This is a genomic window from Humibacter ginsenosidimutans (assembly GCF_007859675.1).
In the GTDB taxonomy this organism is placed as follows: domain Bacteria; phylum Actinomycetota; class Actinomycetes; order Actinomycetales; family Microbacteriaceae; genus Humibacter; species Humibacter ginsenosidimutans.
This window is the reverse complement of record NZ_CP042305.1, coordinates 2,531,519-2,548,270: the sequence shown is the minus strand read 5'-3', so window position 1 is coordinate 2,548,270 and position 16,752 is coordinate 2,531,519. Positions and strand designations below refer to the sequence as shown.

The 16,752-nt window shown below is 69.2% G+C and carries 15 protein-coding genes; 8 read left to right on the top strand and 7 right to left on the bottom strand.

Features of this window, described 5'->3' with window-relative positions:
- Positions 1-112: 112 nt before the first annotated feature.
- The 4 genes from FPZ11_RS11700 to FPZ11_RS11685 all read left to right on the top strand — a co-directional run bounded on the left by FPZ11_RS11700 (position 113) and on the right by FPZ11_RS11685 (position 5,880).
- A complete protein-coding gene (locus tag FPZ11_RS11700) occupies positions 113-4,333 on the top strand; it encodes an alpha-N-acetylglucosaminidase TIM-barrel domain-containing protein (RefSeq protein ID WP_168203812.1) in 4,221 nt (1,406 codons plus the stop codon).
- Positions 4,334-4,416: 83 nt separating this feature from the next.
- The gene (locus FPZ11_RS11695; protein ID WP_146321120.1) at positions 4,417-4,770 is read left to right on the top strand and encodes a glyoxalase superfamily protein; all 354 of its coding nucleotides are present in this window, start codon (positions 4,417-4,419) and stop codon (positions 4,768-4,770) included.
- A gap of 37 nt (positions 4,771-4,807) precedes the next feature.
- Entirely contained in the window at positions 4,808-5,317 is a 510-nt protein-coding gene (locus FPZ11_RS11690; protein ID WP_146321117.1) for a glycine cleavage system transcriptional repressor, read from the top strand.
- Positions 5,318-5,385: 68 nt separating this feature from the next.
- Positions 5,386-5,880 (top strand): phosphoribosyltransferase, encoded by a 495-nt coding sequence (locus FPZ11_RS11685; protein ID WP_168203811.1) that lies wholly within the window; start codon positions 5,386-5,388, stop codon positions 5,878-5,880.
- A gap of 24 nt (positions 5,881-5,904) precedes the next feature.
- Here the strand turns inward: FPZ11_RS11685 and FPZ11_RS11680 are convergent, their stop codons facing one another.
- The 3 genes from FPZ11_RS11680 to FPZ11_RS11670 form a co-directional block, all read right to left on the bottom strand.
- Positions 5,905-6,486 carry a hypothetical protein gene (locus FPZ11_RS11680; protein ID WP_146321115.1) on the bottom strand — a complete coding sequence of 194 codons (582 nt, stop codon included), beginning with the start codon at positions 6,484-6,486 and terminating at the stop codon, positions 5,905-5,907.
- Between the two features lie 71 nt (positions 6,487-6,557).
- Positions 6,558-7,472, bottom strand: a complete 915-nt coding sequence (locus FPZ11_RS11675) for a phosphotransferase enzyme family protein (RefSeq protein ID WP_146321113.1) — start codon at positions 7,470-7,472, stop codon at positions 6,558-6,560.
- A 51-nt stretch (positions 7,473-7,523) separates the two neighbouring features.
- A complete protein-coding gene (locus FPZ11_RS11670) occupies positions 7,524-8,126 on the bottom strand; it encodes an AAA family ATPase (RefSeq protein WP_146321111.1) in 603 nt (200 codons plus the stop codon).
- 187 nt (positions 8,127-8,313) lie between these two features.
- Here FPZ11_RS11670 and FPZ11_RS11665 point away from each other — a divergent pair, with 187 nt between their 5' ends.
- Entirely contained in the window at positions 8,314-10,470 is a 2,157-nt protein-coding gene (locus FPZ11_RS11665; RefSeq protein WP_146321109.1) for an ATP-dependent Clp protease ATP-binding subunit, read from the top strand.
- Positions 10,471-10,655: 185 nt separating this feature from the next.
- Here FPZ11_RS11665 and FPZ11_RS11660 read toward each other — a convergent pair whose 3' ends face one another.
- Positions 10,656-11,111: a MerR family transcriptional regulator gene (locus FPZ11_RS11660; protein WP_146321107.1), complete on the bottom strand. Its 456-nt coding sequence runs from the start codon at positions 11,109-11,111 to the stop codon at positions 10,656-10,658.
- 23 nt (positions 11,112-11,134) lie between these two features.
- Here FPZ11_RS11660 and FPZ11_RS11655 point away from each other — a divergent pair, with 23 nt between their 5' ends.
- Positions 11,135-12,607, top strand: coding sequence for an MFS transporter (locus FPZ11_RS11655; RefSeq protein WP_146321105.1), 1,473 nt, complete (start codon positions 11,135-11,137; stop codon positions 12,605-12,607).
- A 150-nt stretch (positions 12,608-12,757) separates the two neighbouring features.
- On the opposite strand, the gene FPZ11_RS11650 is transcribed toward FPZ11_RS11655, so the two are convergent.
- A complete protein-coding gene (locus FPZ11_RS11650; protein ID WP_146321103.1) occupies positions 12,758-13,264 on the bottom strand; it encodes a MarR family winged helix-turn-helix transcriptional regulator in 507 nt (168 codons plus the stop codon).
- A gap of 414 nt (positions 13,265-13,678) precedes the next feature.
- Here FPZ11_RS11650 and FPZ11_RS11645 point away from each other — a divergent pair, with 414 nt between their 5' ends.
- Complete coding sequence (locus tag FPZ11_RS11645) at positions 13,679-14,923, top strand: MFS transporter (protein ID WP_246846224.1); 1,245 nt, start codon at positions 13,679-13,681, stop codon at positions 14,921-14,923.
- On the opposite strand, the gene FPZ11_RS11640 is transcribed toward FPZ11_RS11645, so the two are convergent.
- The gene (locus FPZ11_RS11640) at positions 14,859-15,350 is read right to left on the bottom strand and encodes a GNAT family N-acetyltransferase (protein WP_146321101.1); all 492 of its coding nucleotides are present in this window, start codon (positions 15,348-15,350) and stop codon (positions 14,859-14,861) included. The genes FPZ11_RS11645 and FPZ11_RS11640 overlap by 65 nt on opposite strands.
- On the bottom strand, positions 15,347-15,745 hold the full coding sequence (locus tag FPZ11_RS11635; protein WP_146321099.1) for a hypothetical protein: 399 nt from the start codon (positions 15,743-15,745) through the stop codon (positions 15,347-15,349). The genes FPZ11_RS11640 and FPZ11_RS11635 overlap by 4 nt, the downstream gene beginning before the upstream one ends.
- 484 nt (positions 15,746-16,229) lie before the next feature.
- Here FPZ11_RS11635 and FPZ11_RS11630 point away from each other — a divergent pair, with 484 nt between their 5' ends.
- Complete coding sequence (locus FPZ11_RS11630) at positions 16,230-16,721, top strand: FBP domain-containing protein (protein WP_146321097.1); 492 nt, start codon at positions 16,230-16,232, stop codon at positions 16,719-16,721.
- Positions 16,722-16,752: the final 31 nt, after the last annotated feature.

Sequence of the window (16,752 nt, the reverse complement as noted above, 5' to 3'; positions counted from 1 at the left end):
ATGCCAACGTAGGCATCGGAGAGTGAGCAACCCCGTGCGTCCCTCGCGCAGCATTCCCGCTTTCGTTCGTTCCGCATTCGGCGCCCGGCGCGCGATGCGACGAATCGCCCTGATGTCGACGGCCGCACTCGCAGCAGGAGCGTGCGTCTTGACCGGCACCCCGTCGCAGGCGCTCGCCGCCCCCGCCCGCCCGGCCGTCGTGCCGGGGAAGGCCGCGAGCATCGGGGCCGGCGCACAGCCGGCGGCCGACACGCTCACGTCGTGGGTGGGGTCGGATGCCGCCTCCGACTTCGACCTCAGCATCATTCCCGCCTCGGGTGCGGAAGACGTCTACCGCGTCACCGCATCGAACGGCCGGGTGCACATCGAGGGCAGCACGCCCGCGACGATCCTCGCCGGATTCGACGCCTACATCGGCCAGGTTCTGCACCAGTCGGTGTCGTGGAACGAGTCGAACCTGCACCTGCCGGCCACGCTTCCCGACACGGCGTTGATCACGGCGACGTCGAACGTGCAGCACCGGTTCGTGAACAACGACGTCGAAGACGGCTACACCGGTCCGTATCGCACCTTCGACGACTGGAAGAAGCTGATCGACGTCTACGCCATGCACGGCCTCAACGAGGTCTTCATGCCGGTCGGCAGCGAGGCCGTCTACTACGACGTCTTCAAGCAGTACGGCTACACGCAGGCGCAGCTGCTCTCCTGGATTCCGCAGGCCGCGCACCAGCCATGGTGGCTGTTGCAGAACATGTCGGGCGCCCCCGACGCGCTGACCATGGCGCAGGTGGATGCCCGCGCCGACCTCGGCAAGAAGATCGCCGACTACCTGCGCTCGCTCGGCATGGTTCCCGTGCTGCCCGGATACTTCGGTACGGTGCCGTCCGGCTTCGCCTCGCACGCGAGCGACACCGACCCGTCGGCGAGCGTCAACATCGTGCCGCAGGGCACCTGGGCGGGCGGCTACGCGCGCCCCGACTGGCTCGACCCGAACAGCGGGGTGTTCCCCGACCTCGCCGCGAAATTCTACGCGGCGTCGCAGAAGCGGCTCGGGGCATCCACGATGTATAAGGCCGATGTTCTGCACGAAGGCGGCACGGCGGGCAACGTCGACGTGCCGTCGGCGTCGAAGGCCATTCAGAACGCCATGCTGAAGGCGCACGACGACTCCATCTGGGTGCTGCTCGGCTGGCAGTCGAACCCGCCGGCCGCCGTGATCTCGGCCGCCGACCCGAAGCACACGTTCATCGTCGACGGCCTCTCCGACCGATACGACGGACTCGACCGCGAGTCGTCGTGGAAGGGCGTGCCCTACGCGTTCGGCACCATCTGGAACTTCGGCGGCCACACCACGATCGGCGCCAACCTCGGCGTGCAGAACACGAGGTACTTCGACTGGCTGAACAAGTCGGGCAGTGCCATGAAGGGCCTGGCCGTTCTACCTGAAGGCGGCGAGAACAACCCCGCCGAGTTCGACTTCTTCACCGGGCTGGCGTGGCGCTCCGGACCGGTCGACCTCGACACCTGGTTCGCGGACTACGCGCACCGCCGTTACGGAGTCGATGACGCCGACGCGGCAGCTGCCTGGAAGATCATCGGTGAGACGGCGTACAGCCTGCCCTCCGACGGCTGGTCGGAGGCCGCCGACAGCATCTTCGGCGCCGTCCCCTCCCTCACGGTCGGCACCGCTGCCGCCTGGTCGCCGTCGCAGCAGCGCTACGACACCGCCGCATTCGAGAAGGCGCTGCCGCTGCTGCTCAAGGCGTCCGCCGCCGTCGAGGCGACGCCCACCTTCAAGTACGACCTGATGGATGTCGCGCGCCAGGTCGTCGACAACCTCGACCGTCCGCTGCTGGCCAAGATCAAGAAGGCGTACGACAGCGGTCAACAGGAGGACTTCGCGACGCTGACCAAGGCGTGGCTGGGCGACATGGATCTGGTCGATCAGCTCGCGGGCACCGACCAGCAGCAGCTGCTCGGGTCGTGGCTCGAGACCGCGCGAGACGCGGCATCCACGTCGACCGAGGCAGACGTGCAGGAACGGGACGCGCGAGCGATCATCACGACCTGGACGCCGGCCAACGGCTCGCTCACCGACCTGAACGACTACGCGAACCGCGAATGGAACGGGCTCGTCGGCGGTTACTACAAGGCACGGTGGGCCGCATACTTCGACTACCTGTCGAAGCAGCTCGCGGGCACGCCGGTGGCCGCGCCGAACTTCGGCACCATGGGCAAGGCGTTCGTCGACGGCACAGCGTCGTACGAGCCGACCGACGGCTATGCCACGAAGCAGACCGGCGACATCCTGAGCCTCTCGACCAAGGCCGTGGACAGCTACGCGTTCGCCACAGGGTTCGAGCCGACACCTCAGCCGCTGCCCGCGCCGCCAGGAGCCGGGGTCACCCAGCTCTCCGAGATCGGGTTCGTCTCCGACGAAAACAACTCCGCATACGGACCGACGGCGCGCAACACCGAGATCGGCGACGCCGCGACGCACGTGCGCAACGCGATCACGCTCGGGGGCACCACCTACGCGACGGGCATCGGCGTCAACTCGCCCTCCACGATCGTGTTCAACCTCGACGGGCGGTGCACGCGGTTCGACTCGTTCGCGGGCATCGACGCGTCGATGGACCTGCCCGGCAAGACGCCGAACGTGGTCTTCAGTGTGAGTGGTGACGGCAAGACGCTGTACACGTCCGACCCGTTCATCGGCGGGGGTTCCACCCCGGCGCAGCCGCTGAAGATCGGCGTCGACGTCACGGGCGTCAAGCTGCTGACCCTGCACGTCGACCCGAACGGCAGCGAGTACTTCGACCGCGCCGACTGGGCGGATGCCAAGGTCACCTGCGACGGACCGGATCCCGTTCCCGCCCCGCCGGGCGACGGCATCACGCAGCTCTCGCACCTGCCGTTCCTCTCCGACGACCACGATGCCCAGTACGGCCCGATCGCCCGTGACACCGCGATCGGCGACACCGGCACGCACGTCACCCCGCCCATCACCATCGGCGGTGTCGTGTACCCGACGGGCCTGGGCGTGCAGGCCGAGACGAGCATCCAGTTCAATCTCGACAAGCGCTGCACGACGTTCTCCGCCTGGGTGGGCATCGACGCCACCATGGATGTCTCGGGCAAGACCCCGAGCGTGACCTTCAGCGTCGACGGCGACGGCAAGACGCTCTACACGAGCAAGGAGCTCACCGGGGGCGCCGCCGTGCACGCCGTGGCCGATGTGACGGGCGTGAAGACGCTCACGCTGAAGGCCGACCCCGGCACGATCAACTGGTTCGACCGCGCCGACTGGGGCGACGCGAAGGTGACGTGCACCGATCCGACGGCGGTGGCGCCCACCACGCACGCCACCCTGTCGGCCGCGGCGCCTGCCTCCGGCTGGTACCGCACGGCTCCGACGGTGACGCTCTCGGCAGACGACGCGGCGAAGACCGAGTATCGGCTGGGCGCCGGCGACTGGACGACGTACACCGCACCGGTCACGATGCCCGAGGGCCAGACCGTGCTCTCGTACCGTTCGACCGGAACGAACGGCAAGGTCGAGGAGGCTCAGTCGCTCGACACCGTCAAGGTCGACTCGACGGCACCGATCGTGCAGGCGAAGGCCGAGGGTCGCACCGTGACCATCACGGCGAGCGACGATGGCTCGGGGATCGCCTCGGTCGAGTACAGCACCGACGGCGGCTCCACCTGGAAGAGCTACACCGCACCGGTCGAGGCGGGCAAGGACGCCCTCACGGTGAGCTACCGCGCGACCGACGTCGCAGGCAACCCCTCGACCGCGCACGACCCGGTGACGGTTCCGGCCGACACCTCGGAGCCCGGCTCGAAGCTGACGATCGCCCTGGGCGGTGGAGCGGACGCCAAGCACCTGCGGGCCGGCCAGAAGGTGAGCGTTGTCGTCACGGGCGCGACGGAGGGCGCCGCGCTGGAGCTCGCTCTGCACTCCACACCTGTCGTGGTGGCCCACGGCACGGCCGACGCGAACGGCGGCGCGGTGCTGGATGCCGTCATCCCGTCGGGCACGAAGCCCGGCGCCCACACGCTGGTGCTCACGGCCTCGGTGCAGGGCGATGACGCGGCGACGGCGTCGCTCGACATCACCGTCGTCGCCACCGGAGGAACGACACCGACGCCCGGCGGATCCGACGGCGCCACGCCGCCCGCATCGGGCAGCGCGAACGGCGACGGCGACCTCGCGGCGACGGGGTCGAGCATCCCGGTCGAGCTGATCGCGGGTGCCGTCGTGCTGCTCTTCGTCGGAGCCGGGACCGTGCTGTCGAGCGTTCTGCGCAGGCGGCGGGCGTCTCGGTGAGCCTCGCGGGTGCCGGCCCCTTCGGTGGCCGGCACCCGCGACCGACGCTTGACTCGCTCGCGCTGTTGCGCTGAGACTCCCGTATGCACCCTTCGAAGATCACCTCCAACCTTCCGGTCTCCGACATCGACGCCGCGAAGGGGTTCTACACCGACTTTCTCGGGCTCGAAGTCGAGGAGTTCAATCTCGGCTGGGTCGCCCGGTTCACCCACGAGTCCACCGGCGCGAACGTGCAACTGGTGACGAGAGACGCGGATGCCCCTGTCGACTCCGTGCTCTCCGTGCACACGCCCGACGTCGAGGCCGCCTTCGAGGAGGCGCAGCGTCGAGGCTACGAGATCGTGTTCCCGCTACGCACCGAGTCGTGGGGTGTTCGCCGGTTCTTCGTGCGCGACCCCGACGGCAACGTGATCAACATCGTGCAGCACGCCGACTGATCGACATCCGCCTTCGCCCCGCACCTATGCTCGGGGTATGGCCAAGCTCGTGCTCACCGTCGTCGGCGACGATCGCGCCGGACTCGTGCAATCCCTGGCCGACGCGGTCAGCACTCACGGCGGCAACTGGGAGACCAGCGAACTCGCCGAACTCGCCGGTGCGTTCGCCGGCATCGTGCTCGTCTCGGTGCCCGACGCGCAGCTCGACGAGTTGCGCACGGCGCTCGAGAGCCTCGACGGCCTGCTGCGGGTCACGGTGCACGGCAGCGGTGACCAGACGGACGTCCGTCTCGGCCGGCGCATCACGTTCAGCGTGCTCGGCGACGATCGCCCCGGCATCGTGCGCGACATCACGGGCATCCTGAGCGGTCACTCGTTGACGATCGACGTGTTCTCGAGCCAGACGCGTGAGGCGCCGATGGCGGGCGGGATGCTGTTCGAGGCATCCATCACCGCGCGGGCGCCGGAGGGTGCCGACCTCGGGGCCGCGATCGCCGACCTCGAACGACTGGCGAGCGAGATCCAGGTCGACCTGACCCTCGAGTGATCGACGCGCCGTGGGCGACACGGCCGCACGGCCTACGCTGAACCTGTCCGGCGAACGGGGGAGGGTCCATGGGCGAGGTGTCGACCGAGCGCGAGACGCTGACGTGGGATGCCTTCGGCGAGGCGTGCAGAGACCTGGCGCGAGACATCCTCGCCGCGGGCTTCGACCCCGAGATCGTCGTCGCCATCGCACGCGGCGGCCTGCTCCCCGCCGGAGCCGTGGCCTACGGCCTCGGCGTGAAGAACTGCGGCGCGCTCAACATCGAGTTCTACACCGGCATCGGCGAGGTGCTGGACGCCCCGACCGTGCTCTCTCCCGAACTCGACTTCGACTCGTTGGTCGGGCGGCGCGTGTTGCTCGTCGACGACGTCGCCGACAGCGGCCGCACGCTCGCGCTCGCCGTCGGGCTGCTGCGCGAGCGCGGCGCCGAGGTGCGCTCGGCGACGATCTACACCAAGCCGGGTTCCATCGCGAAGCCCGACTTCTCCTGGCGGGAGACGGGGCTGTGGATCAACTTCCCCTGGTCGTGGAAGGGCACCGTCGTCGACGAGGACGCCCGCTGACGGCACCGTCTTCCCGGGCGTGTCTCAGCCAGTTGCCCCTGCGGCGGCGGCAGAGGCCCGCTTGAACTCGCGCCGGCCGACGACGAAGCACCACACGCCGACCACGAGAAAGACGGGAGCGCCGAGGATGCCGCACCAGAAGCTGTGCGCCGCCGTCGCCGTCGGCACGAATGCCGACACCACGGCGACGATCACGAGCAACCCGCCGGTGACGTGCAGGATCGGCTGCCCGAACACGGGCGCCAGAAAGAAGAAGTGCACGGCGACGATGAGCATGATGAACGGCGCGACGAGCTGCTCGTCGCCGCTGATCGGCAACAGGATGCCCCCGGCGGCCGCGAGCACCACCTCGATCCACACGACGATCGTGTAGACGCGGAAGGCGCGTTTCCTCGGCGAGATCGCGGAACCTGTGCGCCAGTTGCGAACGGCGAGCGGGATGGACAGCCCGGCAACGGCGAGACCGAGGAGCGAGAGCACGCCGAGCACGATCGACCAGGCGAGCGAGGGTGGTCCCTCCTGGGCCCAGCCGGCCCAGGCGAACGCGGCGACACCGAAGATCGCACCGATCATGACGAGGTCTCGGGGAAACCTGAGGCTCAGCACTCGTGCAATCCTATGAGAGTTCATAGGAACGAAGGAAGACATTTCGGGCCCCGGTCCCGCGACTGACGGTGTCAGCCGAGCCGGCGCAGGGCATCCGCGAGAAAGGCGTCGCGTCGCTCGCGCAGCATGGATGCCGTCAGGTCCGGCCGTTCGGTCATGCCCGCGATGGCGGGTGCGAACCACGCGATGTCGGGCGGGGTGCTCAGCGCGGCGACGACGTCCCAGTACGCGACGGAGTCGGCAGCGCGACCCGCTGCGGACTCCCATCCGGCGAGCACCTCGTCAGCGGCGTCGCCGCCGAAGCACATGGCGGCGTCGCAGCGCAGCGATCCCAGGTCGACGCCCGCTGCGCCGACGCCGGCGCAGTCCCAGTCGAGCACCGCCCGCAGGTCGCCGACTTCCCACAGCGTGTTTCCCGACCACAGATCGCCGTGCACGAAGCCGACGGGGTCGGCCACGGTCAGCTCGGAGACACGCCCCTCCGCCTCGACGAGCAGCGGCTGCGGGTCTGCCTGCGCGCGCAACGCCGCGAAATCGACCGAGGGAATCGGATGCTCGACGGCAGGCATCAGCGCAGCCGCGGCTGGGCTCGGCGTCGCCCGGAAGATCGCAGCGGCCGTCGCACCGAGCGTGCGAAGGCGTGCCGCATCGGCGCGCATCGGCTGCGCGCTGCTCCCCGGCAGATATTCGATCAGCAGCAGCGCGGAGCCGTCGACCACGTGCTCACCGAGCACCTGCGGCACCGGGATGCCTGCGCTCGCGGCGGCGTTCATGCCCGCGTGCTCGCGCGCCGTGGGCGGAGCATCCTCCCCCGGCCCCGCCGCCGTGACGCGCAGGACCGCCCGAACCGTTCGGCCGTCGGACGTCCGGTTCGCGTTGATCAGCCACGGCGCGCCGCCGTCGCGCAGACCTCTGACGTCGGCAGCGGTCTCGGCGCCGAGCACGGAGACCGCCCACGCAAGGTGCTCCGCGTTCGGTGTCGCCATGTCGTCAGGCTAGGACCGGCCACCGACGGTGAGGGACGTGCGAGTGCATCGTCAACGGATGTGCTGCACGCCGACCTTCAGCCTGCGCAGCTGATACCGCCACGGCGCGAGCCGCGGCTTCGCCAGGGTGAGCCCCGCGTCGTGTGCGATGTGCTCGACGACCTCGTCGGTGGACCTGTCGTCGGTCGGCACGTGCGTGGCGTAGCGGTCCCGCGACAGCGCGGCGACGCAGCGCGGGATCTGCTGCACGGCCCAGGTCTCGGCTCGGAGACCGGTGCGCAGGAACGCGATGCGTGTGCTGAGTCTGCGGCGGAGAGTCTGAGGGCTGGCGATCAGCGCATAGTGGCGCACATCGACGCCCCGTGAGCGCAGTCCGCCGATGATCTCGTCGAAGTACTCGTCGCGCACGATCGTCATCGGCACGAGCACCGGCCCGTCGTGTGCGGCCTCCGCCTGCTGCAGGGTGTCGATCACCGACGACCGCCACTGCGGAAGGTCTTGGAAGTCGCTCCGCGTACTCGGTGGAAGCATGCGCTGCAGCGCGAAGCCGAGCAGCTCAGGGTCGGTCACGTGAGCGTTGGGAAGCCGCCTGTGCAACTCGAACGCGGTGTGGGTCTTGCCTGCGCCGAAGGCGCCGTTGATCCAGATCAGCACCCGTCGGAGCCTAGGCGCGTGATCCCACGAAGAGCCGTGTGAAATGCAGCCGATCTCGGAATACCACTACCGCCGTGAAAGTTGAGCTATGTAGACTCAACTTTGATCAGGCATCCTCTCGCGTGTTCGGCCTTCGTCGTCGCACGCTCTCGGGTGCCGCGCCACCGTGGGAAAGGACAAGACACCGATGGCGAACATGCAGGGCGCACCCTCCAGTCAGGAGGAGCAGAAGAGCGCGCTCGAACAGTACGGAATCGACCTCACCGCGCTCGCCAAGGCGGGCAAGCTCGACCCGGTGATCGGCCGTGACTCCGAGATCCGGCGCGTCAGCCAGGTGCTGACCAGGCGCACCAAGAACAACCCGGTGCTGATCGGCGAGCCCGGCGTCGGCAAGACGGCCGTCGTCGAGGGGCTCGCGCAGCGCATCGTGGCGGGCGATGTCGCCGAGTCGCTGAAGAACAAGCGGCTCGTGTCGCTCGACATCTCGGCGCTCGTCGCCGGCGCGATGTACCGAGGTCAGTTCGAGGAGCGGCTGAAGAGCGTGCTCAAGGAGATCGACGAGTCGAACGGCGAGGTCATCACGTTCGTCGACGAGCTGCACCTTCTGATGGGCGCGGGCGGCGGCGAGGGCTCGGTGGCGGCATCCAACATGCTCAAGCCCATGCTGGCCCGCGGTGAACTGCGCCTGATCGGTGCGACCACGCTCGACGAGTACCGCGAATACATCGAGAAGGATGCCGCGCTCGAGCGCCGCTTCCAGCAGGTCTACGTCGGCGAACCTAGCGTCGAAGACACCGTCGCCATCCTGCGCGGGCTCAAGGGCCGCTACGAGGCGCACCACGGCGTGACCATCTCGGATGCCGCGCTGGTCGCGGCCGCCGCCCTCTCCAACCGCTACATCACCTCGCGGCAGCTGCCCGACAAGGCGATCGACCTGATCGACGAGGCGATGAGCCGGCTCAAGATGGAGATCGACTCGTCGCCCGTGGAGATCGACCAGCTCAAACGGCAGGTCGACCGCATGAAGCTCGAAGAGCTGGCTCTCAAGAAGGAGAAGGACGACGCCTCCAAGGAGCGTCTCGCCAAGCTCCGCGACGAGCTCGTCGGCCGCGAGCGGGAGCTGGCCGAGCTCGAGGCGCGTTGGGAACGCGAGCGCATGGGGCTGAACCGCGTCGGCGAGCTGAAGAAGAGGCTCGACGAGGCGGTGACCGAGCGTGACCGCGCGCTGCGCGAGGCGAATTACGCGAAGGCATCCAAGCTCGAATACGAGACGATCAAGCAGCTGCAGCGCGATCTCGACGAGGCCGAGAAGGCGGAAGACACGCCCGACGAGCCGCGCATGGTCAACGAGCAGGTCACCGACGAAGACATCGCGGCGGTGATCGCGGCGTGGACGGGCATCCCGGTCGGACGCCTCATGCAGGGCGAGACCGAGAAGCTGCTGAACCTCGAGGGCGAACTCGGCAAGCGGCTGATCGGCCAGAAGCGTGCGGTGCACGCGGTGGCCGATGCCGTGCGTCGCTCCCGCGCGGGCATCAGCGACCCGAATCGGCCCACCGGCTCGTTCCTGTTCCTCGGCCCGACCGGCGTGGGCAAGACCGAGCTGGCCAAGGCGCTCGCGGAGTTCCTGTTCGACGACGAGCACGCCATGGTGCGCATCGACATGAGCGAGTACGGCGAGAAGCACACCGTCTCTCGTCTCGTCGGCGCCCCTCCCGGCTACGTCGGTTACGAGCAGGGCGGTCAACTGACGGAGGCGGTTCGCCGCCGTCCGTACAGCGTGATCCTGCTCGACGAGGTGGAGAAGGCGCATCCGGAGGTGTTCGACATCCTGCTGCAGGTGCTCGACGACGGGCGGCTGACCGACGGCCAGGGCCGCACCGTCGACTTCCGCAACACGATCCTCATCCTCACGTCGAACCTCGGTTCGCAGTTCCTGATCGACCCGACCCTGTCGTGGAACGAGAAGGAGGAGCAGGTGCAGGCTCTCGTGCGCCAGGCGTTCAAGCCCGAGTTCGTGAACCGGCTCGACGACATCGTGGTGTTCTCCGCGCTCAGCGAGGAGGAGCTGGGCGAGATCGTCTCGCTCTACATCGACCGGCTGCAGGCGCGCCTGCACGAGCGTCGACTCGAGCTCGGCGTGACCCCGGATGCCCGTGCGTGGCTCGCCGAGCGCGGCTACGACCCGATCTACGGGGCGCGTCCGTTGCGCCGCCTGATGCAGCACGAGATCGACGATCGTCTTGCGACGGCGCTGCTCGACGGCAGCATCCGTGACGGGGACGTGGTGCGCGTCGACCTTGCGGCCGACGGCGACCACCTGCAGGTCGCGGCCGTCGACTGACGGCCGTTCATGCGAGCTGAGGCAGGCGGAACGCGCGGGGGCAGGCAACTCTTGCCTGTCCCCGCGCGGAGAGCGTGATCATGCCTGTTGTCGGGCGCGAACACCGAGGGCGTGAGGGCCGAGCATGTGAGCGCCGAGCACGTGAGTGCCGAGACCAGCCGCAGCGTGCGGTGGTGGCCGCCGAGTCAGGAGCGACGGGGCGCCCACAGCCCGTCGGCCTCCCCGGCCTCCAGGCTGCCGCGGTACACGTCGATCTTGTGGTCGATGAGCGCCAGGTTCTCCTGCACCTCCGCCAGCCGGGCGAGCACCTCGGCACGGTGGGCCTCGAGCAACTCGAGACGTTCCACCTCGTTGCCGGGCCCGGCGGCCACCAACTCGGCGTACCGACGGATGCCGCGAATCGGCATCCCGGTCGCCCGCAGCTTGGTGCAGATCACGATCCACTTCAGGTCGAGGTCCCGATATCGCCGACGGCCTCCCGAGGTGCGGTCGACCGGACTCACCACCAGCCCGGATCGTTCGTAGTACCGCAGAGTGTGTTCGGTTACGCCGGTGCGACGTGACGCCTCGGCGATGGTGACTCCGCCGGCGGGCACGGGCTCGTCGAGCGGGATGAGGGGACGCGGCTTGACTTCGAGCACGCTCTAAATCCTACGTTCGGCACATGACATCCTCCATGGAAGAGCGTCGCAGGCACGAGGCCGATCGTGCGTCGGCGCCCGAGGCATCCACCGCATCCGCCCCGAGACGACCGGGTCTGATCCTCGCCGTGTGCTGCGTGAGCATGGTGATCGTCGTGATGGACCTCTCCATCGTGAACATCGCGCTCCCTGCGCTGCGCACGGACTTCGACGCACCTGCGTCGGATCTGGCGTGGACCGTCGGCGCATACGCGCTGGTCATGGCCGCCCTGCTCGTGCCTTCCGGCGCGATCGCCGATCGATTCGGCCGGCGCAGGGTCTTCCTGATCGGGCTCGCCGTCTTCGGTGCTGGATCGCTCGCCTGCGCTCTGGCGCCCACCGTGGGATGGCTGGTGGCCGCGCGCGTTCTGCAAGCCGTCGGCGGAACCATGCTCAACCCGCCGGCCCTTGCCATCGTGCGCGATGCCTTTCCCGATCCGGCGAGACGGGCGCGCGCGATCGGAGTCTTCGGCTCCATGAGCGGGCTGGCGTTGGCCCTCGGACCGGTCGTGGGCGGTGCCTTGATCGGTGAGTTCGGCTGGCGGGCCGTCTTCGCCGTGAACCTCCCGGTCGTCGTGCTCGCACTGGTGGCGGCCGCACGGGTCCTCCCCCGCATGCGGTCGGGCCGCCCGCGCCCTCTCGACATCGCGAGCACCGCATCGCTCGCGGTGCTGCTGGCGAGCGTCGTCTTCGCGCTGATGGAGGCCGGATCCCTCGGCTGGACGTCCCCGCTGATCCTGGTCGCCGTCGTACTCGCCGTCGCGAGCCTGGCAGCCCTCGTGATCGTCTCGCGCACGAGCAGCCATCCGTTGCTCGATCCCGAGCTCGTTCACAGCCGACACTTCGTGGGCGCTGTCGCCATGGCGGTCGTCGCCCTGTGCGCGTTCCAGGTCTTCCTCTTCACGGCGACGATCTACCTGCAAGAGGGGCTCATGCTCTCGCCGTGGCAGGCGGGACTGGGTCTGGTGCCGATCGGGGTGCTCGTGCTCGTCTTGTCGCCGTCGGCCGGAAGGGTCACCGCACGCCGCGGGGCGCGCACGCCGCTCGTCGTCGCGGGCCTGGCCCTGATCGTGGCCGGCGTCGCGCTGCTCGTCATCCCGGGCGGCACAGCAGAGTGGCTGCTCGTGCTCCCGCTCATCGCGATCGGAGTGTTTCTGGGATTCGTCAATCCGCCCATCAGCAACACGGCCGTCGCGGGGGTTCCGTCGGAGAGAGCGGGGCTGGCCGCGGCACTGGCATCCACAGGGCGGCAGACGGGAACGGCGCTGGGCGCGGCCATCGCCGGTGCCGTGCTGGCGCCGTCGCTCGCCGTAGCGTCGCCGGCGGGCGCGCTCGAGACCGCGGGCCGCCCGCTCTGGATTCTGCTGATCGCACTCGGCGTCGCGCTCACGGCGCTCGCCGTGACCTGCGCTCCCACCTGGCCGCGTGGCCAGGACAAGACTGGCTCGGGAGCGTAACGGCCTCGTCGCCGGCGATGTCACTCCCGCGCACGAGCCGCGCCAGAGTCTCAGTGATCTGGTGCCGTGCAGGATATGCGGATGCCTGCGACGGAGAGGGGTTCGGATGCCCGCATATCCTGCACCGCGTCGCGAATTCCGGGAGAGTCGCTACGCGTCGATGTCGTCCAGGCGCGCGATGACCACCTCGAGCAGGCGTGCGAGCTCGCCGCGCTCCGCGTCGCTGAGGTCTTGCAGCACGTCGGACTCCACGACGTCGGAGCCGCGGATCGCCAGGCTGAAGAGCTGCCAGCCGTCTTCGGTGAGCGCCACGTAGACCCGAGTGCGGTTCTCGGTGTCCGGCGCGCGTTCGATGAGGCCTCGCTCCGCGAGCTTGTCGAGCCGATGGGTCATGGATGACGGCGCCACGTTCGTCTGATCGGCGAGCTGGCTCGGCGTGAGGGGTTGGCCCGACTTGGCGAGGGCTGCGATCACCGCCCACTCTCCCGAGGCGATGTCGAGGTCGGCGAGCTGCCTGGCGTACCACTGGTCGAGTTTCTTGCTCAGGCTCGCCACCGCGGTGATCACCCTCTGCACCGACTCCTCGCCGCCCGCCGCGACATAGGCCGCGACGGCCTGCCTGTGCAGCTCGGGTGCGCTCGGGGTGCGTCTGGCCATGAGGGAATTCTCTCACTCAGGTTTTGGTTGCTAATATTTCGATGTCGAAAAGTTCAGGCTCGAACACTTCGATCACCAACTGTGCCCACGCCGCCCTCGTCGCCCCGAACACGTGCCCGTTCCGGACGTTCGCAGCCGGCCGGGCGGGCGCAGGTGTCCGGAACGGGCACGTGTTCGAACCGCAACCACCTGGGGAGGTGTCATCATGCGCGCGAAACTGCTCGTGCTCGCATCCGCCATCGGCTCGCTCGGCTGGGGAGCCGTGCTGCCCTATCAATACGCGTACGCCGCCGACACCAGAGGCTGGGGCGCGCTCGTCGCTGCGAGCGCGTCGTCGCTGTTCTCCGTCGGCGCGCTTGTGGCCGCCCCCTCGCGGGTCGCCTCGCGGACCGCTTCAACCCGGTCTACGTCGTCGTGCTCTCGCAGCTGCTCGGTGCCGCTGCTGTCGGATCCCTGGTGTTCGTGGGTTCTCCGACCCTCTTCCTCGCCGGGATGCTCGTGTTCGGCCTCGGCCTCTCCGCCGCCGTGCCCGCCAAGCAGGTGCTCGCCCTGCGTTGGTCGTCGGGCAGCGACCGCCGCAAGATCTTCGCCTACAAGTTCACGGGAGAGTCGCTCGGCATGGCGGCGGGCGCATTCCTCGCCGGCCTCGTCGTCGACCTGAACCGCGCAGACGGACTCAACGTCGGCTTCCTCATGGCGGCCGGCGGATTCGTGCTGTCCTCGGCGCTCATCGCGCTCGCGGGCGGGCTGCCTGCCGGGCGCGCGTTCGCCGGAACCATGGATGCCGTCACCGCGGCGTTCGCGCAGGCCGACGCCGACGACCACACGACGCCATCCGACGCCGAGAACTTCGGCGGCCTGGATGCGGAGACCGGAGCGATCGCCGTGATCGACCAGCCGGCATCCGCCTCATCGCGTCATCGCGGAGGAGCGCTGCGCGCCATCTTCGCTGAGCCCGCGATGCGCTGGACCGCCGTCGTCACCATCGTGCTCGCCCTCGGCTTCTACGCCCAGTTCGAGTCCGGTCTGCCGGCCTACGGCATCACGGTGCTGCACGTCGACCCGTCGGCCATCGGGCTCGCGGCCGCTGTCAACTGCATCGTGATCGTGGTGCTGCAGGTGATCGTGGTGCGGCTCACGGCCAAGACCGCGGCACCGACCCTGCTCATGGCGGTCGGCGGCATCTGGGTCGTGGGGTGGATCATCCTCTCGTCCGCTCAGTTCATGCCGGGCATCGCCTCGGCGCTGTTCGTGATGACGTTCGGCGTCTTCGCTGTCGGCGAGACCATCTACAGTCCCGTGCTCAACCCGCTCACGGCATCCCTTGCGCCGAAGGGCATGGTCGGGCAGACGCTCGGCACGATCGCGGCTCTGCAGACCGCGTTCTCGGCGGCGGGTCCGCTGGTGGCCGGCGTGCTGCTCGGCGCCGGCCTTGCCGACGTGTTCCTCGGCATCCATCTCGCGGTGAGCGCTGTCGCGATCTTCGCGGCCTGGCGCATCAAGCGGGCGCTCGCCGCGCGCGAGCAGCCGGGTCTCGAGTCGACGGGCGAGCGGGATGCCGCAACGCCCGCCACACGCCGCCGGACGGGATCGGTCAGGCCGCCGCGATCCGGTGGGCGGGCGCGACGAGCAAACGACCGTCCCGTCCGGTCACGGTGAACCCGGCGCGTTCGAGGAAGCCGCGGGAGCGGCCGGTGTCGGCGTCCGCGCGAAGCCAGATCGGGCATCCGTGGCCGTCGGCGATGCGGGCGAGGCGCTGCATCGCGAGCGACCCGATGCCTTGATCGCGGTGCTCGGCGAGCACGCTGAGCTCGAGCAGGTGGATGCCCTCATCGCGCAGCACGGTCACGATGCGGCCGCAGAGGCGGTCGTCGTGTTCGATGGCGAGGTCGACGGCGTCGGGGAACTCGGCGCGCGTGCGCAGCCGCTGCTCGACGAACTGCATGCAGGCGAGCGCCTCGCGCGCGGCGGAGTCGAGCGCCAGAGAGGCGATCTCGCCGGCGTGCACCTGCCTGAAGAGGCGGAAGAGCGTGGGGCCGTCGATGTCGGAGACGGGACGATAGTGCAGCTCGTCCGGCGCTATCACGAGCGACGGCCGAGGGAACGAGAGGACGAGCGGCGACGCGACGCGCGGCCGCGAGCCTGCGCAGACGCGGCCACGAAGAGCTGAGCGTCGGGCACCGAGCAGATGCCGACCGCGCTGAGGCGATAGACGCCGGCGGGCGGCGGGGCGGTCGCGGCGAACATGAGGCCGAAGCGGGTCGCGGCATCCGTCGCATCCTGCGACAGGGACTCCACGGAGGCGAGCGTGAGGTCATAGCGGCCGTATTCGCTGGCCGCCTCGAAGCGTTGGCCGACGGCATCCGCATACGTGTCGCGCTCCGGCGTGGATGCCTGTGCCACGGCAGGCACGATCGTCGCGGCCATCGCCACGCCCGCGTACTGCGGCGCACCGGCCAGTATGACCGTGCGGCGCGTCACGGAGCGCGCACCCCCAACGTCTCGTCGTCCCATGTCGTCGCTCCCCCAGCGTCATTCGACAGAGTCTGGGTGTCACCTTAGGGCGTCCGCAGGGTGCAAGGGAAGAGGCGAACACCGCTCGGTGCCGACTTTTTCGGATGCCTCGGCGTGTCGCGATCGGCGACCGCGAAGTCCACCGCTAAGAGCGTTCGGTGAGCATGCCGGCGAGGTCGATAGAGTGCTCGGGTGAGTTCTTTCGTGGTCGTCGTGCCCTCGGGGCGTGAGGAGGTCGTCGGCGTGCGCAACGCCGGCGGCAGATAGGTCGTTCTCCCGTCAGACCCGTCCCCGCGGACCCCGAAGCACGCCAGAGGCGCGCCTTTCGAAACCGCGGCCGATCGGCGGGTTCGAGACGGACCCTGCGGGTCCTCCTCAACCCACGGAATGGACGGACCCTGCGGTCCTCCCCCACCAGCGACACTCACCATCCGACGAAACGGAACTCTTCATGCACCCCGTCACCGAGCGGGAGATTCGCGCGTCCTTCGTGAACGCCTCTCTCCGCGAACGCAACAACCTGACACTGCCCGCCGACTTCGACTCCCTCGACTGGGAGAAGCTCGACTACCTCGGCTGGCGCGACCGCAAATACGACGGCGTCGCCTACCTGGTCGTGCCGACAGCGGATGCCGTGGTGGGCATCCTCATACGCAAATCCGAGGCACGCAGCCGCTTCAAGTCCCAGTGCTCGTGGTGCGAAGACGTCACCATTCCGCACGACGTCGTGTTCTACAGCGCCAAGCGCGGCGGCAAGGCCGGGCGCAACGGAGACAGCGTGGGAACGCTCCTGTGCGAGGGCTTCCAGTGCTCGGCCAACGTGCGCAGGCGCGACCCGGCGCCCTACGCGGGCTTCGATGTGGAGGCGGCGCGGGATGCCCGCATCACCGCGCTCCGTGAGCATGCCGCGGCATTCGCGGCGAGGGTGCTCGACGCCGACTGATGCGGCAGGCGCGGCGGGTCACGGGCTCGCG